The 19,694-nt window shown below is 71.8% G+C and carries 12 protein-coding genes; 4 read left to right on the forward strand and 8 right to left on the reverse strand.

All coding sequences use genetic code 11. From position 1 onward, the window contains the following. Positions 1-1,086: lysophospholipid acyltransferase family protein (locus D7X96_RS31220; protein ID WP_121771406.1), on the reverse strand; the 1,086-nt coding region annotated here is incomplete at its 3' end. 213 nt (positions 1,087-1,299) lie between these two features. Between D7X96_RS31220 and D7X96_RS31225 the strand changes: the two genes are divergently transcribed. Then, complete coding sequence (locus D7X96_RS31225) at positions 1,300-3,225, forward strand: S8 family serine peptidase (RefSeq protein WP_121771407.1); 1,926 nt, start codon at positions 1,300-1,302, stop codon at positions 3,223-3,225. A 79-nt stretch (positions 3,226-3,304) separates the two neighbouring features. Here D7X96_RS31225 and D7X96_RS31230 read toward each other — a convergent pair whose 3' ends face one another. Further along, on the reverse strand, positions 3,305-4,075 hold the full coding sequence (locus D7X96_RS31230; protein WP_120551312.1) for an anti-sigma factor family protein: 771 nt from the start codon (positions 4,073-4,075) through the stop codon (positions 3,305-3,307). Then, a complete protein-coding gene (locus D7X96_RS31235) occupies positions 4,072-4,701 on the reverse strand; it encodes an RNA polymerase sigma factor (RefSeq protein ID WP_120551311.1) in 630 nt (209 codons plus the stop codon). Before D7X96_RS31235 ends, D7X96_RS31230 begins: the two co-directional genes overlap by 4 nt. Before the next feature lie 123 nt (positions 4,702-4,824). On the opposite strand from D7X96_RS31235, the gene D7X96_RS31240 reads away from it, so the two are divergent. From D7X96_RS31240 to D7X96_RS31250, 3 genes are read left to right on the forward strand one after another with little or no spacing between them, the layout of a single operon-like run. Beyond that, positions 4,825-6,090, forward strand: a complete 1,266-nt coding sequence (locus D7X96_RS31240; protein WP_244219791.1) for a hypothetical protein — start codon at positions 4,825-4,827, stop codon at positions 6,088-6,090. Beyond that, on the forward strand, positions 6,087-6,839 hold the full coding sequence (locus D7X96_RS31245) for a hypothetical protein (protein ID WP_121771408.1): 753 nt from the start codon (positions 6,087-6,089) through the stop codon (positions 6,837-6,839). The genes D7X96_RS31240 and D7X96_RS31245 overlap by 4 nt, the downstream gene beginning before the upstream one ends. After that, complete coding sequence (locus tag D7X96_RS31250; protein ID WP_121771409.1) at positions 6,836-7,951, forward strand: Ig domain-containing protein; 1,116 nt, start codon at positions 6,836-6,838, stop codon at positions 7,949-7,951. The genes D7X96_RS31245 and D7X96_RS31250 overlap by 4 nt, the downstream gene beginning before the upstream one ends. Before the next feature lie 11 nt (positions 7,952-7,962). Here the strand turns inward: D7X96_RS31250 and D7X96_RS31255 are convergent, their stop codons facing one another. The 5 genes from D7X96_RS31255 to sgmX are packed head-to-tail and all read right to left on the reverse strand — an operon-like array spanning position 7,963 to position 19,629. After that, positions 7,963-8,484 (reverse strand): hypothetical protein, encoded by a 522-nt coding sequence (locus D7X96_RS31255; RefSeq protein ID WP_120551308.1) that lies wholly within the window; start codon positions 8,482-8,484, stop codon positions 7,963-7,965. 16 nt (positions 8,485-8,500) lie between these two features. After that, the gene (locus D7X96_RS31260; protein WP_121723348.1) at positions 8,501-11,569 is read right to left on the reverse strand and encodes a POTRA domain-containing protein; all 3,069 of its coding nucleotides are present in this window, start codon (positions 11,567-11,569) and stop codon (positions 8,501-8,503) included. Positions 11,570-11,583: 14 nt separating this feature from the next. After that, entirely contained in the window at positions 11,584-15,510 is a 3,927-nt protein-coding gene (locus tag D7X96_RS31265) for a translocation/assembly module TamB domain-containing protein (protein ID WP_120551306.1), read from the reverse strand. Positions 15,511-15,514: 4 nt separating this feature from the next. Further along, a complete protein-coding gene (locus tag D7X96_RS31270) occupies positions 15,515-16,456 on the reverse strand; it encodes an ExeA family protein (RefSeq protein WP_121723349.1) in 942 nt (313 codons plus the stop codon). Between the two features lie 26 nt (positions 16,457-16,482). Next, complete coding sequence (sgmX, locus tag D7X96_RS31275; protein ID WP_121723350.1) at positions 16,483-19,629, reverse strand: type IV pili formation protein SgmX; 3,147 nt, start codon at positions 19,627-19,629, stop codon at positions 16,483-16,485. Positions 19,630-19,694 lie beyond the last annotated feature (65 nt).

Genomic DNA, 19,694 nt, shown 5'->3' on the forward strand with positions numbered 1-19,694 from the left:
GCCCCACACCGCCGCGACCGCCGTCAGCCCCCACCACCACCCGAGCGACACCACCACCGCCGTGAGGAACTTCACCGTGGCCTGGATGTCCAGCTCCGCGCGCCGCGCCGCCATGCGGGGCAGCGGGTACGGAAGCGCGAACAGCGCCAGCCCCAGCGCGAACAGCGGCAGCCCGAACACCCCCCGCGCCAGCGTCTTCAGCGCGAACGGCACCACGTTGCCCGGGCGGTACTCCACGGACAGCTCCTCCGGCCGCGAGGCCTGCACCAGCGCCATCCGGTGGCCGAACGAGGACAGGTCCTGCCGCAGGCGCTCGTAGCGCGCCGGCTCCTGCGTCCGGAAGAGCCGCACGCCGCGCGCCCACAGCCGCAGCCGCTCCGCGTCCAGCGCGCCGCCCTGGCGGAACGCGTAGAGCTGCTCCGCCACCTGCACCACCGGCAGGTCCTCCCACTGCTCCAGGTTCAGCGTCACCGCGCGCAGGCCCTCCGCCACGCGCTCCGTCAGCGCGCGCACCGCGTCCTGCTCCGACGCCGCGTCCTTCGGCAGGAAGGCCGTCACGTCGATGGGCGCTCCCTGGTCGATGAGCACCTCGCTGCGAAAGACGTTCTTCTCCGCGTAGGTGAGCCCCACCGGGACGATGCGCACCGGAGCGCCCTCGCGCGCTGCGTTGAGCGCGATGCGCGCCGCGCCCGTCTTCAGCTCCGCCAGCTCCGGCTCCGAGTGGCTCTTGCCCTCCGGGAAGATGGTGATGGCCCGCCCCTGCACCAGCGCGCCCTTCGCCGCGTCCAGCGTGCCCTCGTTGCGCCCCATCTGCGTCGGGTCGTCTTGCTTGCGGTACACCGGCAGCGCGTTGAGCCCCTTCAACAGCCAGCCGATGACGGGCAGCTTGAACAGCGGCGCCTTGGCCATGAACGTCACCTGGCGCCGCGTGAGGATGAACACCAGCGCCGGGTCGATGAGCCCGTTCGGATGGTTGCCCACGAAGAGCACCGGCCCGGAGGGCGCCTCACCCGGGGCATTCACCTTCACCCGGTAGAAGAGCCGCAGCGCCAGCGCCACCACCGCCCGCACACACGCGTAGAACACACCGCGACTGTATACCGGCGCCCTACCCCGGGCCCGTCCGCGCTCCGGACACTGTCACCGCCGGGGCGGGAAAGGCCTGCTTCCCGGACAAGCCCCCGGATTCAGTCACTACAGAACAATCCGATTTGGCAGCGATCCACCCGGAGCCGTCCGAGACACAGCCCTTTTGCGCGGGTTTTGAAAAAGCCGCGACGCACCTCGGGAGAGCACCACATGAAGCGTCTGCTGTCGCTGGGCTGGGCCGCCGCCACCGCCGCCGTCCTGGGGTGTGGCACGAACACGCCGCAGGACGAGGGCTCGAAGGCGGAAGAGGCACCCGCCGTCACGTCGTCCTCGCGGTCCATCGTCACGGCCGCGGCCGCGACGCCCAGCGCCTGCAACGCGCTCTATGCGTCCAGCGCCACGCAGGCGGCGCTCAGCCAGGCGGTGGTGGATCCCGCGCTGCACACGGACGGTTCGGTCCGCACGCTCATCCTCTCCTTCAACACCGCGAACGCGGCGGGCGGCGTGCTCAACCTGGACGCGGTGCTGGGCGGCATCACGCGCACGCTGGGCGGGCTGACGCAGGGGCTGGGGCTGGGCAACGTCCTGGCGCTCAAGTCGCTGCCCATGGTGGCGCTGAAGGTCCCGGTGACGCCGAAGCTCATCACCACGCTGCGCCAGGAACTCCAGCCGCTGGGCCTCATCTCCATCTACGAGGACAAGCCGCTCCAGTACTTCCTGGACACCAGCGTGCCGTACATCCACGCGGACACCGCGCGCACCGCGTATGAGACGACGGGCGCGGGCATCGGCGTGGGCGTCATCGACTCTGGCCTGGACGGCACGCACGGCGACTTCCCCAACGTGGCGCGCAACGTGAAGGTCGTCGCCTCCCCGTTGGACGTGGGCATTGGCGGCGCGCTCTACGTGGACACGCCCAACAGCGACCTGACCAGCGGCCACGGCACGCACTGCGCCAGCATCATCGCGGGCTCGGGCGCGCGATCCGGCGGCAGGCACCAGGGCGTGGCCCCCGGGGCGAAGCTGCTGGGCGTGGGCACCGGTGATGCGATGAGCATCCTGTTCGCGCTGGAGGGCTTCGACTTCCTGTTGGATCCGGACGTGCGCGAGACGCACAACGTGCGCGTCATCTCCAACTCGTGGGGCACCAGCGGCAGCCACTTCGCGCCGCTGGACCCCATCGCCATCGCGACGAAGCGCGCCTACGACCTGGGCATGGTGGTGGTGTTCGCGGCGGGCAACGAGGGCTCCGACCCCGACACGCTCAACCCGTACAGCGCCTCGCCGTGCGCCATCTCCGTCGCGGCCGGCACGTCGCGCGACACCACGGCGGCCACCAACCCGCTGCTCAGCCAGGACACGCCGGGACAGCTGGCGTCCTTCTCCAGCCGGGGCATCCCGGGCGACGCGTTCCACCACCCGGACATCACGCTGCCGGGCGTGAACATCGTGGCGGCGCGCGCGCTCACCGCCACCATCATGCAGCCGTACCTGGGCCTGGACCTGCTGCACCCGGAGCCGTTCTACGCGGCCAGCTCCGGCACCTCCATGGCCGCGCCGCACATGGCCGGTGTCGCCGCGCTGCTCTTGGAGGTGAACCCCGCGCTCGACATGGACGGCGTGCTGGCGGCGGTGCAGGCCACCGCGCGGCCCATGTACACGACGGACGCGGCGGGCAACACGCGCCAGCTGGAGACGTGGGAGGTGGGCGCGGGCTACGCGGACGTCTACGCGGCGACGAAGTGGGTGAATGACGCCACGGGCACCCGCTACACCACGCAGACCACCGCCCTGCCCTCGTGGACGGGCACGGTGAAGACGAGCATCAACCTGCCGGTGCTGGACCTGTCCCTCCGGGCCGCGCAGCACGAGCACACGCTCAGCGTGCCCGCGGGCGCCAGCGCCCTGCGCATCAAGACGGACTGGGGCAACCCGGCCTACGACCTGGACCTGTATGTCTTTGGCCCCAACGGGGAGCTCGTCGCCACCAGCGCCGAGGGCACCTCCACCGGTGAGGCCGTCACGATTTCGAACCCACCCGCCGGCACCTGGCGCGTTCAGCTCAAGGGCTTCCTGAACGTGGCCACGCAGTACACCGGCACCGCGGAAGTGGATCGCCGTGTCCCGCGTCCGTAGTCACTCACGGACCCCACAAGGTACGGCAGTCCCCGCCCCTCTCCCGTGCTCGCACGGGAGGGGGGTTGTTCGTTCCGGCTCAGCGCGGCTGCAGCGTCACCTGCGTGTCCGCGAGCGTGCGGCCCTGCGCGTCCGTGAAGCGCGCGCGCACCGGCACCGGGCCCGTCAGCCACCCGCCCTGCACGGGCGTGCTGAAGGGCAGCGTCACGTCCACGCCCGCGGCGACCTCGGGGGCCGGGCCCTCGCTCGGGAAGAAGCGCAGGGGCTCGCCTCCGGAGGGCAGCCCCTCCAGCGACAGGCGCACGGGCTGGGGCGCGGTGTAGCTGAACTGCACCGCGTTGCCCTCCGCGCACGTCAGCGTCCCGCCGGGCCGGGCCTCCGCCAGCACCTTGCCCTCGGGTGAGATGCAGAAGGCGCGCACGCCCCAGGCCTGCTCCCCCGGAGCGGACGAGCGCGCCTGCCACTCCGGCACGCCCGGCTCCTGACGCTGCATCGACGGCGCCACGACGACCAGCGCCACGGTCGCGGCGGCGGCGCTCAGCGCCAGGGGCATGAAGAGCGGAGACGCGAACCACTTCTTGCGCTCGGGCGCCACCACCGTCCGCGCGGGGGCGGGTTGAAGCCGGGCCATCAGCGCCTGCTCCAATAGCGCGCTCCGGGCCTGGGGCAGCGCCCGCTGCTCCAGCACGGACTCCACGCGCGACAGCCGCGTGTACGCCTCCTGACACTCGGGACAGGTGGCCAGGTGCGCGCGCAGGCGCTGGAAGCCCTCCGCGTCCAGCCCGTCCTGGCCCTTCTCGAAGAGCGCGGCCATCGCCTGCTTCGCCTGGCGGTCGTTGCATCCACTCATCGCGCACCCCGCCGCTTGAAGAAGCTCCAGCCCTGCGTCTCCAGGTCCTCGAGGTACCCCTTCGACTGGAGGAACCCCAGCAGCCGGGACTTCAGACCGAACTCGCGCCGCCGCACCTGGATGCGCGTAAGGCCCAGCGCCGTGGCGGCCTCCTCCTGGGGCAGCCCCTCCCCGAAGCGCAGCTCGAACAGCCGGTGCTCTTCGCGCGACAGGCCGTCCTTGAACATCGCGAGCAGGGCCTCCACCTCGCGGTCCTCCAGCAGCTCGTCCAGCCCGCCCTCCTCCGAGGAGGATTCGGTGAGCCCCTCGAAGGCCTCGTCCCGGCCCACCAGCTCGCGCTCGCGCGACTGTTCCAGCAGCACGTTGCGCGCGATGCCCATCAGGAAGTGGGCATAGGGACGCGTGCCGTTGTAGGCCGCGCGGGTGCGCGGCTCGAAGGCTCGGGCGAAGGTCTCCAGCAGCGTGTTCTCCAACTCCATCGCGTTCCTCAGGCGGGCGAAGCTGCCCCGCCATGCGGCCGCCTTGAGCAGGCGAGCGAGTGGCTCCGCGTGCGCGCGATACACCTCCGCCAGCACCTCGGGAGTGCCTTCGCGAAAGCGGCGCAGCGTGTCGTCATCCCACTCCATCCCTCAAGGGCTTACCGCGACCGTTATGGTCCCGTCATCCGCATGTTGTCGCGAGCGGCGCCGGGTGGATTGTCGGTTGCGCCCCGTGGCATTCTTTTGCCCAGGCCCCAACGCAATCCCCCCATGCCCTTGCCGCTCCGCCGGACCCTGACCCTGGGAGTGCTCCTCCTGGCCTCGAGCGCCGCGAGCGCCGGGCCGGCGCAGGTCCACTATGCCCTCATCGTTGCCAGCAACACGGGCACCGAGAAGTCCCAGGCGCCGCTGAACTACGCGGACGACGACGGCGCGCGGTACTACGAACTGTTCGCCCCCCGCTCCCGCGAGGTGGTGCTGCTGAGCGTGCTGGACGCGGAGACGCAGGCCCTGCACCCGGGGCTCGCCGCGAAGACGCGCCCGCCCACCCGTCCCGCGATGGAAGCGGCGCTCACCCGCCTGAACGCCCGCATGGCGGAGGACCGGGTGAAGGGCGACGTGCCGGTGCTGACGTTCGTGTTCGTGGGCCACGGCAAGCGCGGCGCCGCGGGCGAAGGCGCCGTGAGCCTGCTGGACGGGCCCCTGACGCGCACGGACCTGTACGCGCGCGTCATCGCGCCGAGCAAGGCGTCCTTCCTCCAGCTCATCGTGGACGCGTGTGATTCGTACTTCTTCGTCCACTCGCGCGGCGCGCTGCCGGTGGGCCCCGCGTACGCGGAGGCGGTGAAGGGGCTCCTGTCGGACCGCGCGCTGGCGCGCTACCCGCAGGTGGGGGTGGTGCTGTCCACGTCGTCGGAGCGGGAGAGCCACGAGTGGAGCGCCATCCGCTCCGGCGTCTTCAGCCACCTGGTGCGCTCGGCGCTGTCGGGCGCGGGCGACGTCAACGGGGACGGCAAGGTGGACTACGCGGAGCTGCGGGCCTTCGTGGCCGCGGCGAGCCAGGGCATCGACGACGTGCGGGGCCAGCCGGACGTGTTCATCCAGCCGCCCGCGCAGGACCGGGCGTTCGCGCTGACGGACCTGAAGGATGTCTCGTCGCTGGGCTACCTCCTGGTGCCCACGGGGCTTTCGGGCCGGCTGTGGGTGGAGGACGCGCGCGGCATCCGCCTGGTGGAGCTGCACAAGGAGCGCGAGCGTCCGCTGGTGGTGTCGCTGCCCGTGGGCAAGGGTTACTACCTGAGGAGCCGCGGCCGGGAGGCCACGTTCTCCATCACCCGCGCCTCCGAGGTGGTGGAGGCCGGCGGCCTGCCCTGGCACGACGTCAGCGTGGCCAGCCGGGGCGCCGCGCAGGACGCGATGCGCGACAAGCTCTTCTCCGTGCCGTTCGGTCCGCGCTTCTACCAGGGCTACATGGCGAGCCTCGGCATCCCGCAGCCGGTGGATGAAGCCGAAGCCGACGCCGCCCTGGTGCCATGACTCCCGTCGCGCCCCTGATGCTCCTGCTCCTGCGCGTGACGTCTCCGTGTGACACGGGGACGCGCGTGGTGCTGGTGCCCTTCGAAAGGCTGGCCCTGCCGTCCGCGGACGCCCGCGAGCTGGAAGAGGCCACCCGGCGCGCGGTGGCCGCGATGCCCGACGCGTGCCTGGAGTCGCGCGAGGACACGCTGGCGCGGCTGCGCGGCTCGGGCGACGCGCTGGCGGCGTGTGGCGACGCGGAGTGCCGCAGCGCGCAGGCCTCGGCCCTGGGCGCGAGCAAGCTGGTGCGGGGCGTGGCGCTGGGCGTGGGAGGCAAGCGCAGCGTGGCGCTCACCGTGACGGACGCGCGAGGCACGGAGGCGCGGGCGCAGTTCGAGGCCCCCGCCACGGCGCCGGGCGAAGCGGATGCGCGCGCGAAGAAGGCGCTGGAGCAGGTCTGGTCCCCCAGGACGACGGCGCGGGCGACGCGGGAGCCCCAGGGCTCGCGCATGCTGCCCAAGGTGCTGTGGGGCGCGGGCGGCGCGGCGCTCCTCGCGGGCGTGGGCTTCGGGCTGGCGTCGCGGAGCACGGAGTCCAAGCTGTCCAAGAACGGCGGCGAGTGCGCCACCGCCGGTGAGTCCTTCGCGGCCTGTTTCTCATCGCAGCTCCGAAAAGGCCGGAACCAGGCGCGGACGTCCAACGTATTGTTGGGCGTGGGCGCGCTGCTCGGCGCCGGAGGCGCGGTGTCCTTCATCTGGGAGCTGCCATGAGAAAGCTGCTCGCCGTGCTGACCAGCGCCGCCGTCCTGACGTTGGGGGCGTGCACGTTCGCGCCGGACCTGTCGCGCTTCGCCGCGTGCGACCCGGCCGGAGGCTGCCCGTCCGGGACGTGGTGCCTCACGCCGGAGAACCGCTGTCTGCCGGATTGTGGTGAAGGCGCGTCCTGCGACGGGCCCGGCAACCCTCCGGAGGATCCGGACGCGGGCCCGGACGTGGATGCCGGCACGCAGGGGGTGGATGCCGGCGCGGACACGGATGCCGGCGTGCCGGACGCGGGCAGCCCTGACGCCGGTGGCGAGGACGCTGGCCCCACCGCGCTCGCGCTGGAGTCCAGCAGCCTGACGGAGGCCATCGAGACCGTCGCCTACTCGGCGCAGCTCCAGGCCCGGGGCGGCACCCCGCCGTACCTGTTCACCGCCACCGCGCAGCTTCCCACGGGCCTCGCGCTGGACACCGACGGCCGCATCACCGGGACGCCCACGCGCGCGGGGGACCTGGTCATCCCGGTAAAGGTGTCCGACCGGAGCGTCCCCACGAAGAGCGCCAGCGGCAGCCTGCTGTTGCGCGTGCGTGCGCTGCTGCGCGTCGCGGGTCCGGAGCCGCTCGCGGACGCCATCAACAACCGCACCTACAGCGAGCGCATCTACGCGACGGGAGGCAAGGCGCCGTACAGCTTCGCCCTCGCGCCGGAGCAGTCGCTGCCCGCGGGCCTGACGCTCGCGACCAACGGCACCCTCGGCGGCGCCACCACCCAGGCGGGGACGAAGGTGTTCACGGTGGTCGTGACGGACAGCGACTCGCCGCCCCAGTCCACGACGGGCACGCTCTCCATCACCCTCACGGAGGCCGGGCTCAACATCAAGCTGCTGTCGCGCGCGGTGCCTGGCGGACGCGTGGGCTCCGACTACAGCTACACCGTGCGCGCCTCCGGCACGGGCACCTGGAGCGTGAAGGACGGAGCGCTGCCTCCGGGCATCCTCCTGGACACGAAGGACGGCACGCTCTCCGGCAAGCCCATGACCCCGGGCGACTTCACCTTCCGGCTCGGCGTCGGGGACCTGCTCTTCTCCGACGAGCGCTCCTACACCCTGCACGTGGACTGAAGGCGCGGGCCTTACGGGTAGCGGTCCACCACCTGGATGACGCCCGTGTTGTCCTGCACCACGGAGAAGCCCTTCATGGGGCTGGGGTACGCGATGAGCCCCTCGCCGTCCTTGTCCCAGCGCGAGTCCAGCAGCACGCCGCAGAAGGGCACGGACGTGGCGCCGCTCTCCGGGGTGAAGATGCGATCATACCGGCCGAAGACGCGGTGCTTCGTCACGTAGAGCCGCCCGCCGATGCGCGCCCCCGGCAGCTTCGCCTCCCCTTCCGCCTGCGGCAGCGCGATGACGAAGCTGTAGTTGTAGCGGGCCGGCCCCGGGTGGTCCTGGATGCTGTCCACGATGACGGGGATGCGGTCCCCCACCTTCAGCCCCAGCCGCTCCATCTGCAGCTGAGCGCCTCGGGGACAGCTGCCCTCCGGCGGCATCCACGCGGGGCGCGGCGCCTTCGCGGCGGCGTCCGGGCCGTGCTGACACGCGAGCGCGAACAGGCCCAGCAGGGCCAGCACTCCATGGCGTGCGCGGTGGGTTCGCATGGACGAAGGCCTCCGGTCAGAACGTCCCGATGCTGAAGTGGAACTGCGTGGGAGCCTCGTTGAGCGCCTCGTCGCGGTCCAGGTTGAAGCCCACGTCGAAGGCCAGCGGGCCCACGGGCGTCACGTAGCGCAGGCCCACGCCCGCCGCGTAGCGCAGCACGCCCGGGTCGAACAGCGTGCGGTCCTGCCACAGGTTGCCCGCCTCGAAGAAGAGCCCCAGGTCCACCGACGCGATGGCCGGCACGCGCAGCTCCGCCTTGGCCAGCGTGAAGAGCTCGCCGCCCTGGCTCGCGGGCACCTGCCCCGCGAGCACCGCCTTCAGGTCATCCGGGCAGCCCGCGGGGGAAATCACGGCGCGGCACGCGTTCAGCCGCTGGTGCAGCACCTCGCGCACGTCCTGCGGCAGCACGCCGTCCTCGCGGAAGCCCCGGAGGCTGGAGGAGCCGCCCAGGTAGAACAGCTTGGACCCGATGTTCTGCGCCCCCGTCGTCAGCGGCACGATGGTGCCCGCGCGCGCGCTCACCGCCACGCTCGCGCGGCGGCCCAGCGGCGCGTACGCGCTCACGCTGCCGGACAGCTTCACGCCGTCGATGGGGAACTCCGGCACGCGGTTGCCCGCGACGTCCGTGGGGTGGACGCTGATGCCGCGCATGAACTCCACGCTGCTGCTGAGCACCATGCCGCGCCGGGGGTTGGCCGGGTCGTCGCGGAAGTCCAGCGTCAGCGACGGGCGCAGCGAGTGCAGCGCGAAGTCACCGTACGGGTAGCGCAGGCGCTCCTGGTCCGCGCGATTGATCAGCTCCAGCACACCCCCGCGCGAGCGCAGCCGGTTGTTCTCCAGTTCGTACTGGAGCGACACGTTCACCCACGACGCCAGCGCCCAGTCCGCGCCCAGCACGGCCGCGAACCGCGTGGACAGGTACGACGGCCGGTGCACGCGCTCGCCAATCAGGTCCAGCCGAGCGCCAATCTCCTGCGGCGCCAGGAAGGACAGCCGGGGCTGGGACAGCGCCAGGTTGCCGCGCCCGCCCAGGCCGCTGAAGCCGTCCAAATCAGAGTCACACGCCTCGCCGGACAGCTCCCCCGTGGAGCACCCGGCCGGAAGCCGCGAGGACGACAGCGCCTCCGCGCTCGCGCCCGCGTAGTTCACCTTGCCGCGCGCCAGGAGGTTCAGCCCCCGGCCATCCAGGTTGCGCCAGGCCGTGTCCAGCGTGATGCGCGGACCGTCCACCAGGAAGTAGCCGCCGGACACCTCGCCGTCGATGCGCGGGCGCTCCTGCACCGTCACCAGCACGTCCTTGGAGGCCTCGCGGCGGTTGGGGTCCGCCAGCGACACCTCCGCCTGACGGAACAGCCCCAGCCGCGACAGCCGGCGCTGCGCCTCCGCCAGCGCCTCCACGGACAGCGGAGCGCCGGGCTTCAAGTCCAGCTGCGCCAGCACCACGTCCGGATCCGAGCGCGTCAGCCCCTGCAGGAGCACCTGTCCCACGCGCACGCGAGGCCCTGGATCCGCGCGGAAGGTCACCTGCGCGGAGGTGCCGTTCTCCTCCACCGAGACGGCGTTGCTCACGTGCGCGAAGAGGTAGCCCTCGCGGCCCAGCCCCCGCTCCAGCGCGGCCTGGGCCTGGTCCACCTTCTCGAAGCTCAGCGGCTGACCGGCGGGCAACAGCAGCGTCACCCAGTTCGGGTTCACCTCCGGCGGCATGCCCTCGAAGCGAGGCTCGCGCAGGAGCGCCCGGGGCCCCTCCTCCACGTCGAAGTCCGCCTCCGCCGTGTGGCGGACCGCGTCCACCGTGAGGCCCCGGAAGGTCACCTGCGCGGCCGCGAAGCCCTGCTCGCGGTACGCCGTCGTCATCGCGTCCGCGGCCTCCAGCCACGCGTCCTCCACGTAGACCGTGGACGGGTCCGGCGGGGACACCACGCTCGAGTCGAAGCGCCGCTCGCGCCCCTCCGTCTCCAGCGGATCCTCGCGCATGGGGAGGTCCAGCTCCGGCCACGTCTCCAGCACCGCCACCTGGTTGGTGAGCATGGAGCGCAGCACGGGAGATGACATCGCCGCGTTGCCGTGGAAGCGCACGTCCGTCACGCGCAGCGGAGCGCCCTCGTCCACCTGGAAGCCCAGCACCGCCGCGTCGCCGTCCGGCCGGATGCTCTCCAGCGCCCGCACGCGCGCGTCGTGGAAGCCGCGCCGCCGGTAGAACGCCTCCAGCCGCCGCGCGAGCCGAGCGGCGACGGACTCGTCCATGGCCTCCTCGCCGTCGTAGGCCACCACGCGCGTCAGGAGTGAATCCGGGAAGCGGCGGTTGCCCGTGAAGCGCAGGTGGAACGCGGGCCCCGCCGACACCGGCACCGCCACGGACGCCTCGCTGTCCTCCACCACGACGGTGGGCGTGCCCACCCAGGCGCGCCAGTGCTGGCCCTCACGCAGGAGCGCGCGCAGCCGCTCCAGCCCACCGTCCAGCTTCGCCCGGTCGAACACCTCCCCGGGCTTCATCCCCAGCGCCTCCACCAGGCGCGGAAGGGGCAGCGCGGGGCTGCCGGAGAAGGTCACCTGCCGCACGCGGGTGGGCTTGCCCTCCGACACCACCAGCGTCACCGCCACGCCGCCCGCGGGCACCGGCCGCTCCTGCACCTGGATGTCGACGGCGTCGTAGCCCTTGCGCTGGTACGCCTCGCGCACGGCCTCCGCCGCCGAGTCCAGCTCCTCCGGGTCCAGCGGTCCGCCCTGGAGCAGGCCGCTCGCCTCCAGGAGTTCCCCGGACGTGAGGACCTGGTTGCCGCGCACCGACACGTCGGACAGGAGCGGCAGCGGCGTGAGCTGGAACACCAGCCGCACCCCACCTGGCACGTCCTGCGTGAGCGCCACCACGTCCGCGAAGCGCCCCGTGGCGAACAGCTGCTCCACCGACCTGCGCACCGCGCCGGGCGTCAGCGCCTGGCCCTTGCGCAGCGTGACGAGCCCCGACAGCCCGTCCGACGACATGCCCTCCGGCAGGTGCAGCTCCACGGCGACCACGGCCGGCGCGTCGTCATCGGAGCCTACGGGCGCCGCGAGCGCGGGGAACGCGCACACGAGGAGCAGCACCGCGGCCAGCGCGGCTACTCGACCTCCCAGCCCAGCTTCAGCTCGAGCCCGAGGTTTCCGAAAGAGGCCTGGCTGTTCTCGTTGTCCCACTGGGCCTGTGCGGAAAGACGGTCGTCGAAGCGGTACTCAGCGCGTGCCCGGGTGCCACGCCCACTCACGGGCTGGGTCATCCCGATTTTAAGCTGCTCGGACAGGAACTTCGACTCCAGTTGTGCGGTGGGCTCCGCCTGCCGGGTGGCGTCGTTGTAGGTGGTGGAGATCTGCAGGGACAAATCCCTGAGGACCGGGTTGCTGGGCAGGAACCGGCGCACCTGCCGGTCCAGTCCCGACACGTTGAAGAGGGCCTCCGCCGCCAGACCGTAGCTCGCCGACGCGGCCGTGTCCTTGTCCGCGCTCGTCACCCCCAGTGTCAGCAGCGACAGGATGTCGCCCTCCGTGAGCACCGGCTCCGACGACAGGACGACCAGCGGGTTGGACGGCCGGCCGAACGCGTGCAGCTTCACCACGAACTCGCGCACCGACGTCTGCGCCTGCACCTCGAACACCGGGTCGATGCCGGACGCGTCGCGGAACTCCAGCTGCCCCTGGTCGATGGTGAAGAGGTTGTTGCGGAAGAACGCCTGGCTGCCCTCCGCCGCCTCCACGCGGCCCAGGAGCCCCGGCTTCACGTCCGTGCCCGTCAACCGCACGTCGCCCAGCAGCCGCGCCTTCGCCAGGTTGTTGTCCACGCGCACGTCGCCGAAGTGCACGTTGACGTCCCAGGTGAAGAAGGGGTCCCTCGCGCGCTCGCCTCCACCGCCCAGGGTGAGCTGCGGCTTCTTCTGCATCGTCTTGAGCAGCGCTTCGATGTCGAGCGGCTTCTGGTAGCGCAGCTTGATGATGTCCAGCCCGCCCGTGACGGTGGGCCCCGTGGCCGGACCCACCACCTGCAGCAGGCCGGACACGGTGAGCGGCAGGTCCTCCGTCATCCGGTACGGCACGGCGTCCAGTTGCAGCGTCAGCGCCAGCCGCTTGGGCACGAAGCGCTCCAGGCGGATGTCGCCGCGCGCGGACACCTGTCCCTCGTTGACCTGGGCCTGCAGGTGCTCCACCAGCACGCGCTGGCCCGTCAGCTCCAGGCGCCCGGACATGCCGCGCACGGTGAGCGGCAGGTCGCGCATGGACATCCGCACGTCGGACAGCTCCGCGGAGCCCACCACCGACGGCGCGTCCAGCGGCCCCGTCGCCTCCGCGTCCACGCGCAGCTGGCCGCCCACGCGCTCCATGCCGGGGAGCAGCGGCTCCAGGAGCCGCACGTCCATGCGCCCCTCGCGCAGGCTCATGTTCATGGCGCGCTTGCTCATCCAACCGCCCAGCGTGACGTCCACGGACGCGCCGCTGAAGCGGAAGGGCTGCACGTCCAGCCGCCCGTTGACGTACGACAGCACCAGCGGGCCCTGGTTGCGGCCGCGCAGGTCGCCCCGCGCGAGCGTCAGCTCCCGCACCGTGGCGGCCACCTGGTAGGCCTCCGGCTGCAACAGCGGGCCCTGCAGCGTCACGCGCCCCGCGAGCATGCCGGTGACGCCCGCGAGCGCCGGAACCTGCGGCAACAGCGGCTTGATTTCAGGCAGCAGCAGGTCGACGGTGGACTCGAAGAGGTAGGGCTCCTTCACCGTCATGGACAGCGAGCCCTGCGCGTCGCGGAAGGGACGCCCGGTGATGCGCAGCTGCTTGCCCTCCTGGTGCAGCGCCAGGTCCATGGCGCCCAGGTCGCGCGAGGCGAAGGTGATGCGCGGCCCCTTCAGCGTGGCCTGGATGTCGGGCTTGTCCGCCGAGCCCGCCACCGTGCCCTCGAGCGCGAGCGTGCCCTGGATGCCCATCTCCTCCGCGGTCTCCGGGCCCACGGCCTCCGCCAGCGACAGGTTCTCTCCGCCGAAGCGGTAGTCCAGCGCGCCCCCGGTGAAGCCGAACGAGCCCTCCACCCACGTGCGCCCCATGCGGCCATCCAGCACGGTGCGCGCAAGCACCATCTCCTTGCCGTCCACGAAGCGCAGCCGCGCGGAGCCCGCGCCCAGCCGGCGGCCCAGGTACGTGGTGTCGCGCAGCTCGAAGGCCACCAGCCCCTCCAGCTTCTCCAGGGGGCTGTCGATTTCCACGCGTCCGGAGGCCGCGCCCGCGAACTGGCCCTGCACCACGGCGATGGACGGGCTCAGCCCCGCCACCAGGTCCACCAGGTCCTCGGTGCGCCCCTGCGGCACGGTGACGTCCAGGCGCAGGTGCAACAGGCGCGCGAAGGTGAGCGCCGCCTTGCCGTAGTACTGCGTGCGCCCCTTCTGGCCGGTGAGCGACGGGAAGGACAACAGCCCGTTCGAGTACGACAGCTTCGCCTGCGTCACGCCCAGGCCGAAGCCCCAGAAGGTGAAGTCGCGCAGGGACAGGCTCGCGTCCACCTTCACGTCCGAGTACGGCCCCACGATGGAGTAGTTCGCGGAGCCCTTGCCGGACCACGGCAGCTCCGCGATGTGGCCGAAGTCCGACAGCTCCAGCTCGCCGTTGCCCTGGATGTCCAGGCCGCGCGCGCTGTCGAAGTAGAGCGTCACCTCGCCGTGCACGCGCGAGCGGCCGGACTCCACCGTGAGGCGCGTGAAGGACACGCGGTCCCCCGTCAGCTTCACGGCCGTCTGCGCGCGGCCCCGCTCGAAGGTGAGCAGCGTCTTGCCCGCGCTGAGCGGAGCGTCGAACGCGCGCGTGGCCAGCATGAAGCGGCCGGTGCGCAAGTCCAGCGGCCCGGACAAGGACGGCCGGGGCAGCAGCGTCCCGGTGAGGTGCGCGTTCGCCGTCGCGGGGAAGTCCACCCACGAACCCGCCACGCCCGCGCGCTCCAGGATGCGCCCGAACGACGCGTCCTCCGTCTGGAGCGTCACGTCCACCGGCAGCTCCGGCGTGAGCCGCAGCTCGCCGGCCAGCTTCACCTTGCCGCTTCCCAGCGGCGCCTCCAGCGACTCCACGCGCACGCGGTCCCCCGCGTAGGACATGCGCGCGTTGAGGCTCACCGGGCCGTACTGCTCATAGGCCAGGTTGCTGGCGGACACGTCCGCGCCCACCGCGAGCGCGGACGGCTTCCCGGTGACGGACAGGCGCGTCCACAGGTGGCCCGTGGCCGGACGCGGCAGCAGCTTCGCCTGCGACAGCGTGCGCAGCGGCAGGAACACCTGCGCGTCCAGCGCGAGCACCGGATGGCACAGCGTCTCCACGCGGCCGGACACCGTGGCGGTGACGTCGTCGAGCGTCACCTCCGCGCGCTCCACGTCCAGCAGCCCCTCGTCGGGGTCCAGCGAGCCGGTGAAGGCCAGCTGCCCCAGCGCCAGCTCGCCGCCGCCCGCGCCCAGGCGCACCACGCCGCGCCGCGCGCCCACCTCCAGCTCCATCACGCCCCAGTGCTCCACCCACCCGACGTTCAGGTTCTCCACCTCCACGCCCCGCCCGTCCGGCAGCGCGAGGCGCACCTCCGCGCCGGTGACGTCCACGCGCCCCACGCCCACGCGCGTCAGCGGCGTGAGCGGGCACGTCCCGCCGGAGGAAGGCGGGCTTGAAGAAGGCCGGGACAAATCCAGCGCCACGCGCGGATGGCGCACGCGCACGTGGCCCAGCATGAGGCGGCGGGACAGGGGCGACAGGAAGCCCAGCGCCACCTCGGCTTCGTCCGCGGCGAACAGCGGCGTGTCCGTCCCGCGCGCGAACACCGACACGCCGTGCAGCACCACGCGCGAGCCCAGCGGATCCAGCTCGCACCGGCCGATGCCCACGTCCACGCCCAGCAGGTCCGGCAGGTGCCTGCGCGCCGCGGTGCACGCGGCATCCCAGGTGAACGGCTGGCGCAACAGCAGGATGCTCCCCGACACCAGGAGGAGCACCCACAAGAGCGCCTTGCGCGCAGCACTGTTGCGGCTGGGGAGGGACAAGCCGCTAGAGCTTACCGAGTCCCTCGAGGTAGCGGTCGATCTCCGCCAGGTCGATCTTCGTGTTCGCCGTCCGGGGCAGCGACGAGGCGGGCGTGCTCGGCCGCTCGCTTGCCTGGGAAGCAGCCGAGCCACCCTGGAGACCCAGGTTGTCGCCGATGCGGTGCACCAGCTCCGCGCTGATGGTCTCCGAGCGCGCGAGGAACGCCTCGAAGAGGGCGTTGTCGCACAGCGTGTTGATGACGCGCGGCGTGCCGCCGGAGTGCTCGTGCACCGCGAGCAGCGCCTCCGGCGTGAAGGGCATCCGCGGGCAGCCGGCGAGCCGCAGCCGGTGCTTCACGTACGCCTCGGTGGACTCCGCCGTGAAGGGCTCCAGCTTGTAGCGGAGCGCCACGCGCTGGGCGAGCGGCGGGTCCAGCTTCAGGTTCTTCTCGATCTCCGGCAGGCCGAAGAACACGAAGGAGATGAGCTTGCGCTCCGGCACTTCCAGGTTCAGCAGCCCCCGGAACTCCTCCATGAGCTCGCGCGTCTCCAGCATCTGCGCCTCGTCGATGAGGACGACGGCCTTCTTGCCGGACTCGTAGATTTGCAGCAGGCGCTGGTAGAGCTGCGACAGGAGCGCCAGCTTCTCCTGCGCGGGGTTCTCCACGCCCAGTTGGAGCGCGATGCGGCGCAGCAGCCACTGGGCGGTGATGCCCGAGTGGATGATGACGAGCAGCGCGGCCTCGTACTCGGACTCCGGAAGCGAGTCGAGCATGCGCCGCGCGAGCGTCGTCTTGCCCGCGCCGATGTCGCCAATGAGGATGGACAGGCCCTTCATGTAGCCCACGGCGTGCATCAGCCGGGTGAGGGCCTGCGAGTGCTGCGCGGAGTTGTAATAGAAGCGGCTCACCGGAGCGTTGGAGAACGGCTCCTGGGTGAGTTCGAAGAAATCGAGGTAGGTCGTCATCGCTCGCCGGGCCTCGTGGGGACGCGCTACACGTACCCTACTTTACGAGCCTTGGGCGCGCCCGCGGCGGGAACCGGCGTCGCGGGGCCCTTTCCGGCGCGCGGCAGCGGGTCCTCCTCCGGCGCGGTCACCGCCGACAGCCGCGTCACCTGCGACCCCACGTCGCGGTACTTCGCGTCCATCGCGGCCACGCGCTGGAAGTGGAAGAGCGCCTTGCCCGGCTCGTTGAGCGCGTCGTAGGCGCTCGCCAGCTCGAAGCCCAACGCCTTGGCCACCTCGCCCGTCGCGAGCACGTTGGAAAGGCCTTCCTTGAACACCGCCACGGACTCTTCCGGCTTGCCGCGCAGCGTGTGCAGCATGCCAATCATCGTCAGGCAGTCCAGCTCGCGCGGCGTGCCCACGCAGCCCTGGCGGGCCACGTCGAACTCGTGGACGGCGTCGTCCAGCAGGCCCATTTCCTTGTAGGCGATGCCCAGGTCGTAGTGCGTGTCCACGTCCTCGGGCTTCACCACCTTGGCCAGGCCCTTCTTGAACTCGGCGAAGACCTCGTCCACCGAGTACTGGAAGTCCTCCTCCGCCGGGGGCACCGCCGCCAGCGACTCTCCGCCCAGGTCGTCCAGCTCGCCGGCCAGCTGCGCCGCCAGGTCGAACGCGTCGCCGCCACCGCCGCCGTCGTCGAGCGACGCCTCCGTCACCGGCTGCACGGAGGGCACGTGCACGGGCTCGGAGGGAGCGTCGTCCTCGGGGGCCGCGCCACCGCCGGCCTCCATCTCCTCCAGCCGCGCCATCAGCTCGCCGGCGCGCACGTGGCCGGGGAACGCGATGGTCACCGTCTCCAGGATTTCGCGCGCCTCTTCCAACAGCCCCTGGTCGAGGAAGAACGACGCCTCGTCGCACTCCTCGGAGGCGGGCTCCTCCTCGGGCTCGGCTTCCGGCTCGGGCTCCGGTTCGGGCTCCGGCTCCGGCGCATCCTCGAGCGCTTCGGGCTCGTCGTAGGACAGGTCCTCCACCTGCGGCAGCACCATGTGCGCGGCGGTGGGCTCGTCGTCCTCGTCGCCCAGCGACATGCCGCCCGTGTACGCGGGCTCCTCGGGCTCGAGCGCGGGCTCGTCCGCGGGCGCGGAGAAGCTCTCGTCCAGGCCGGCGTCGTCCAGCGCGGACACGTCCAGGGGCGCGAGCCCCACGCGCGTGGGCGCGTCGTCGTCCTCGCCCAGCGACATGCCCGGTTCGACGAAGGCCTCGTCGCCGGAGTCGTCCAGGGTCGGCAGCTGGCGCGTGTCCGGCGCGGCCTCGTCCAGGAGCGCGCGCGACGGGGACAGCACGCGCGTGGGCGGCGGCTCCTCCTCGTCACCCAGCGACATGCCGCCCGGCTCGTCCGCGAGCACCATGGGCTCGTCGCCCGCGTCCGCGGCGTACGCCAGCGCGTCGTCCTGCGCGAGCAGCGGCTCGTCGTCCAGGCCGCTGGAGTCGCCCAGGCCCGGCTCGTCCGCGAGCACCAGCGAGTCCTCGTCGGAGCCCGTGACCAGGTCGTCCTGCGGCGGCAGGTCGTAGACGGTGTTCTCGGCGGAGCTGATGGGCTCGCCCATCACCGCTTCCTCGCCGCTCAGCGTCGTCTCCGCGACCTCGTCGTCGACGATTTCGTCCGAGTCCGTCCCGTGGCTCAGCGCCGCGAGCGCCAGCTCGTCGCCTTCCGGTTGCGCGAGCGCGTCCTCCGGCGGCTCCGCGACGAGGACCTCGTCGTCGTTGGAGTCCACCAGGATGGCGTCCTCTTCCAGCGACTCCACGCCCGGCGTCGCCGCGGGCGCCACGAAGCCCCCTTCCGCGCGGAGCACGGACAGGAAGGCGGGCACCTCGGGATGCCCCGGGTTCTCCTGGAGGATGGTGGCCAGGTACGGCTGCGCGCGCAGCACGTCCGCGCGGCGCGTGCACAAGCGCAGCACGTTGAGCAGCTGCTCCGACGCCTGCGCGCCGTTATTGGCCGCCACGTAGATGTGGTACGCCTTTTCGTGCGCGTCCAGGTTCTCCGGATCCACGGAGAAGACCTTGCGCAGGTGCTCCAGCGCTTTGTCGTGGAGCCCGTACTTCACATAGACGTCCGTCTCCGTCAGCAGCTTGGCCAGCTGCTCGCGGCTCATCCCCGCGGGCGCGGGCGGCATCACGGCCGCGGGCGGCGCGGCGGGCGCGGGACGGGACGGCGGCGCGGCTGCCACGGGCGCGCTCCACGCGGGCGCGGGCTCCTCCTCGGCGTGGTGCACGGCGGCCGCGGGCTCCGGCTCCGGCTCGGCCACGGGGCCCCGGCGCGCGAGCAGATCCGGATCCTGCGGATCCAGCAGCTCAATCTGCGTCCACACGCCGTCGGCTTCGGCGGTGCGGCCGCGCTCCTGGTGGATCTTCGCGAGCTCCTTGTAGACGGACACCGTCTTGGAGACCTGCCCCAGCCCCTGGAACGCCTGGGCCAGGAGCGTCAGCGTCTCCACGTCGCGGCCATCCGCCTTGAAGCACACCTGGAGCTTCGCGAGCGCGCGCTTCTGGTCGCCGCGCTGCAGGTACGACGCGGCCAGCTCCTTCGCGAGCGGGAGGTTGTCCGGCTCCAGCGTGGAGAGGCGCTCGGCGACGCGCAGCCAGTCATCCGCCCGGGCGTTGCGCTTGAGGTACTCCGCGGCGCGCTTGAACTCCTGCGCCGCTTCCTTCGTCATGTTCTCGCGCGCGTACAGCTCCGCGAGCTTGATCTTCGACGCCACGTTCTCGGGGTCGAGATCCACCATCTTCTTCAGCGTGTCGAGGCTCGACTTGGTGTCGCCCGCCTTGTCGTAGTGGTTGGCGACGATCTGGAAGTACGCCATCGCCTCCGACATCAACCCCAGCTGCTGGTGCAGCTCCGCCAGCTTGAGGTTCACCTCCAGCAGGTTCGGGTTGAGCTTGAGGACCTGCTTGTAGAGGGCGACGGCCTTGAGGAAGAAGCCGTCCGAGGAGTAGCTCTCCGCGACCTTGGTGAAGAAGTGCGCCGCCTGCGCGTTGTCGTTCTTCTTCTGGTACAGCTCCCCCATCTTCTGGAGGACCCGGATGTCCTTCGGGTCGACCTCCAGGACCTTCTGGTACTCCTTGATGGCTTTGTCGTACGCGCCCTTCGCGACCAGCTTCGCGGCGGCTTCGATGATCTTGTTCTTGTCCATCGAGCGTGCGCTTCCGGCAGGCAGAAACCCCGAGGAACTTCGCGGGTTTCAGTCCTTCTCTGGGG

Source organism: Corallococcus interemptor (genome assembly GCF_003668875.1).
In the GTDB taxonomy this organism is placed as follows: domain Bacteria; phylum Myxococcota; class Myxococcia; order Myxococcales; family Myxococcaceae; genus Corallococcus; species Corallococcus interemptor.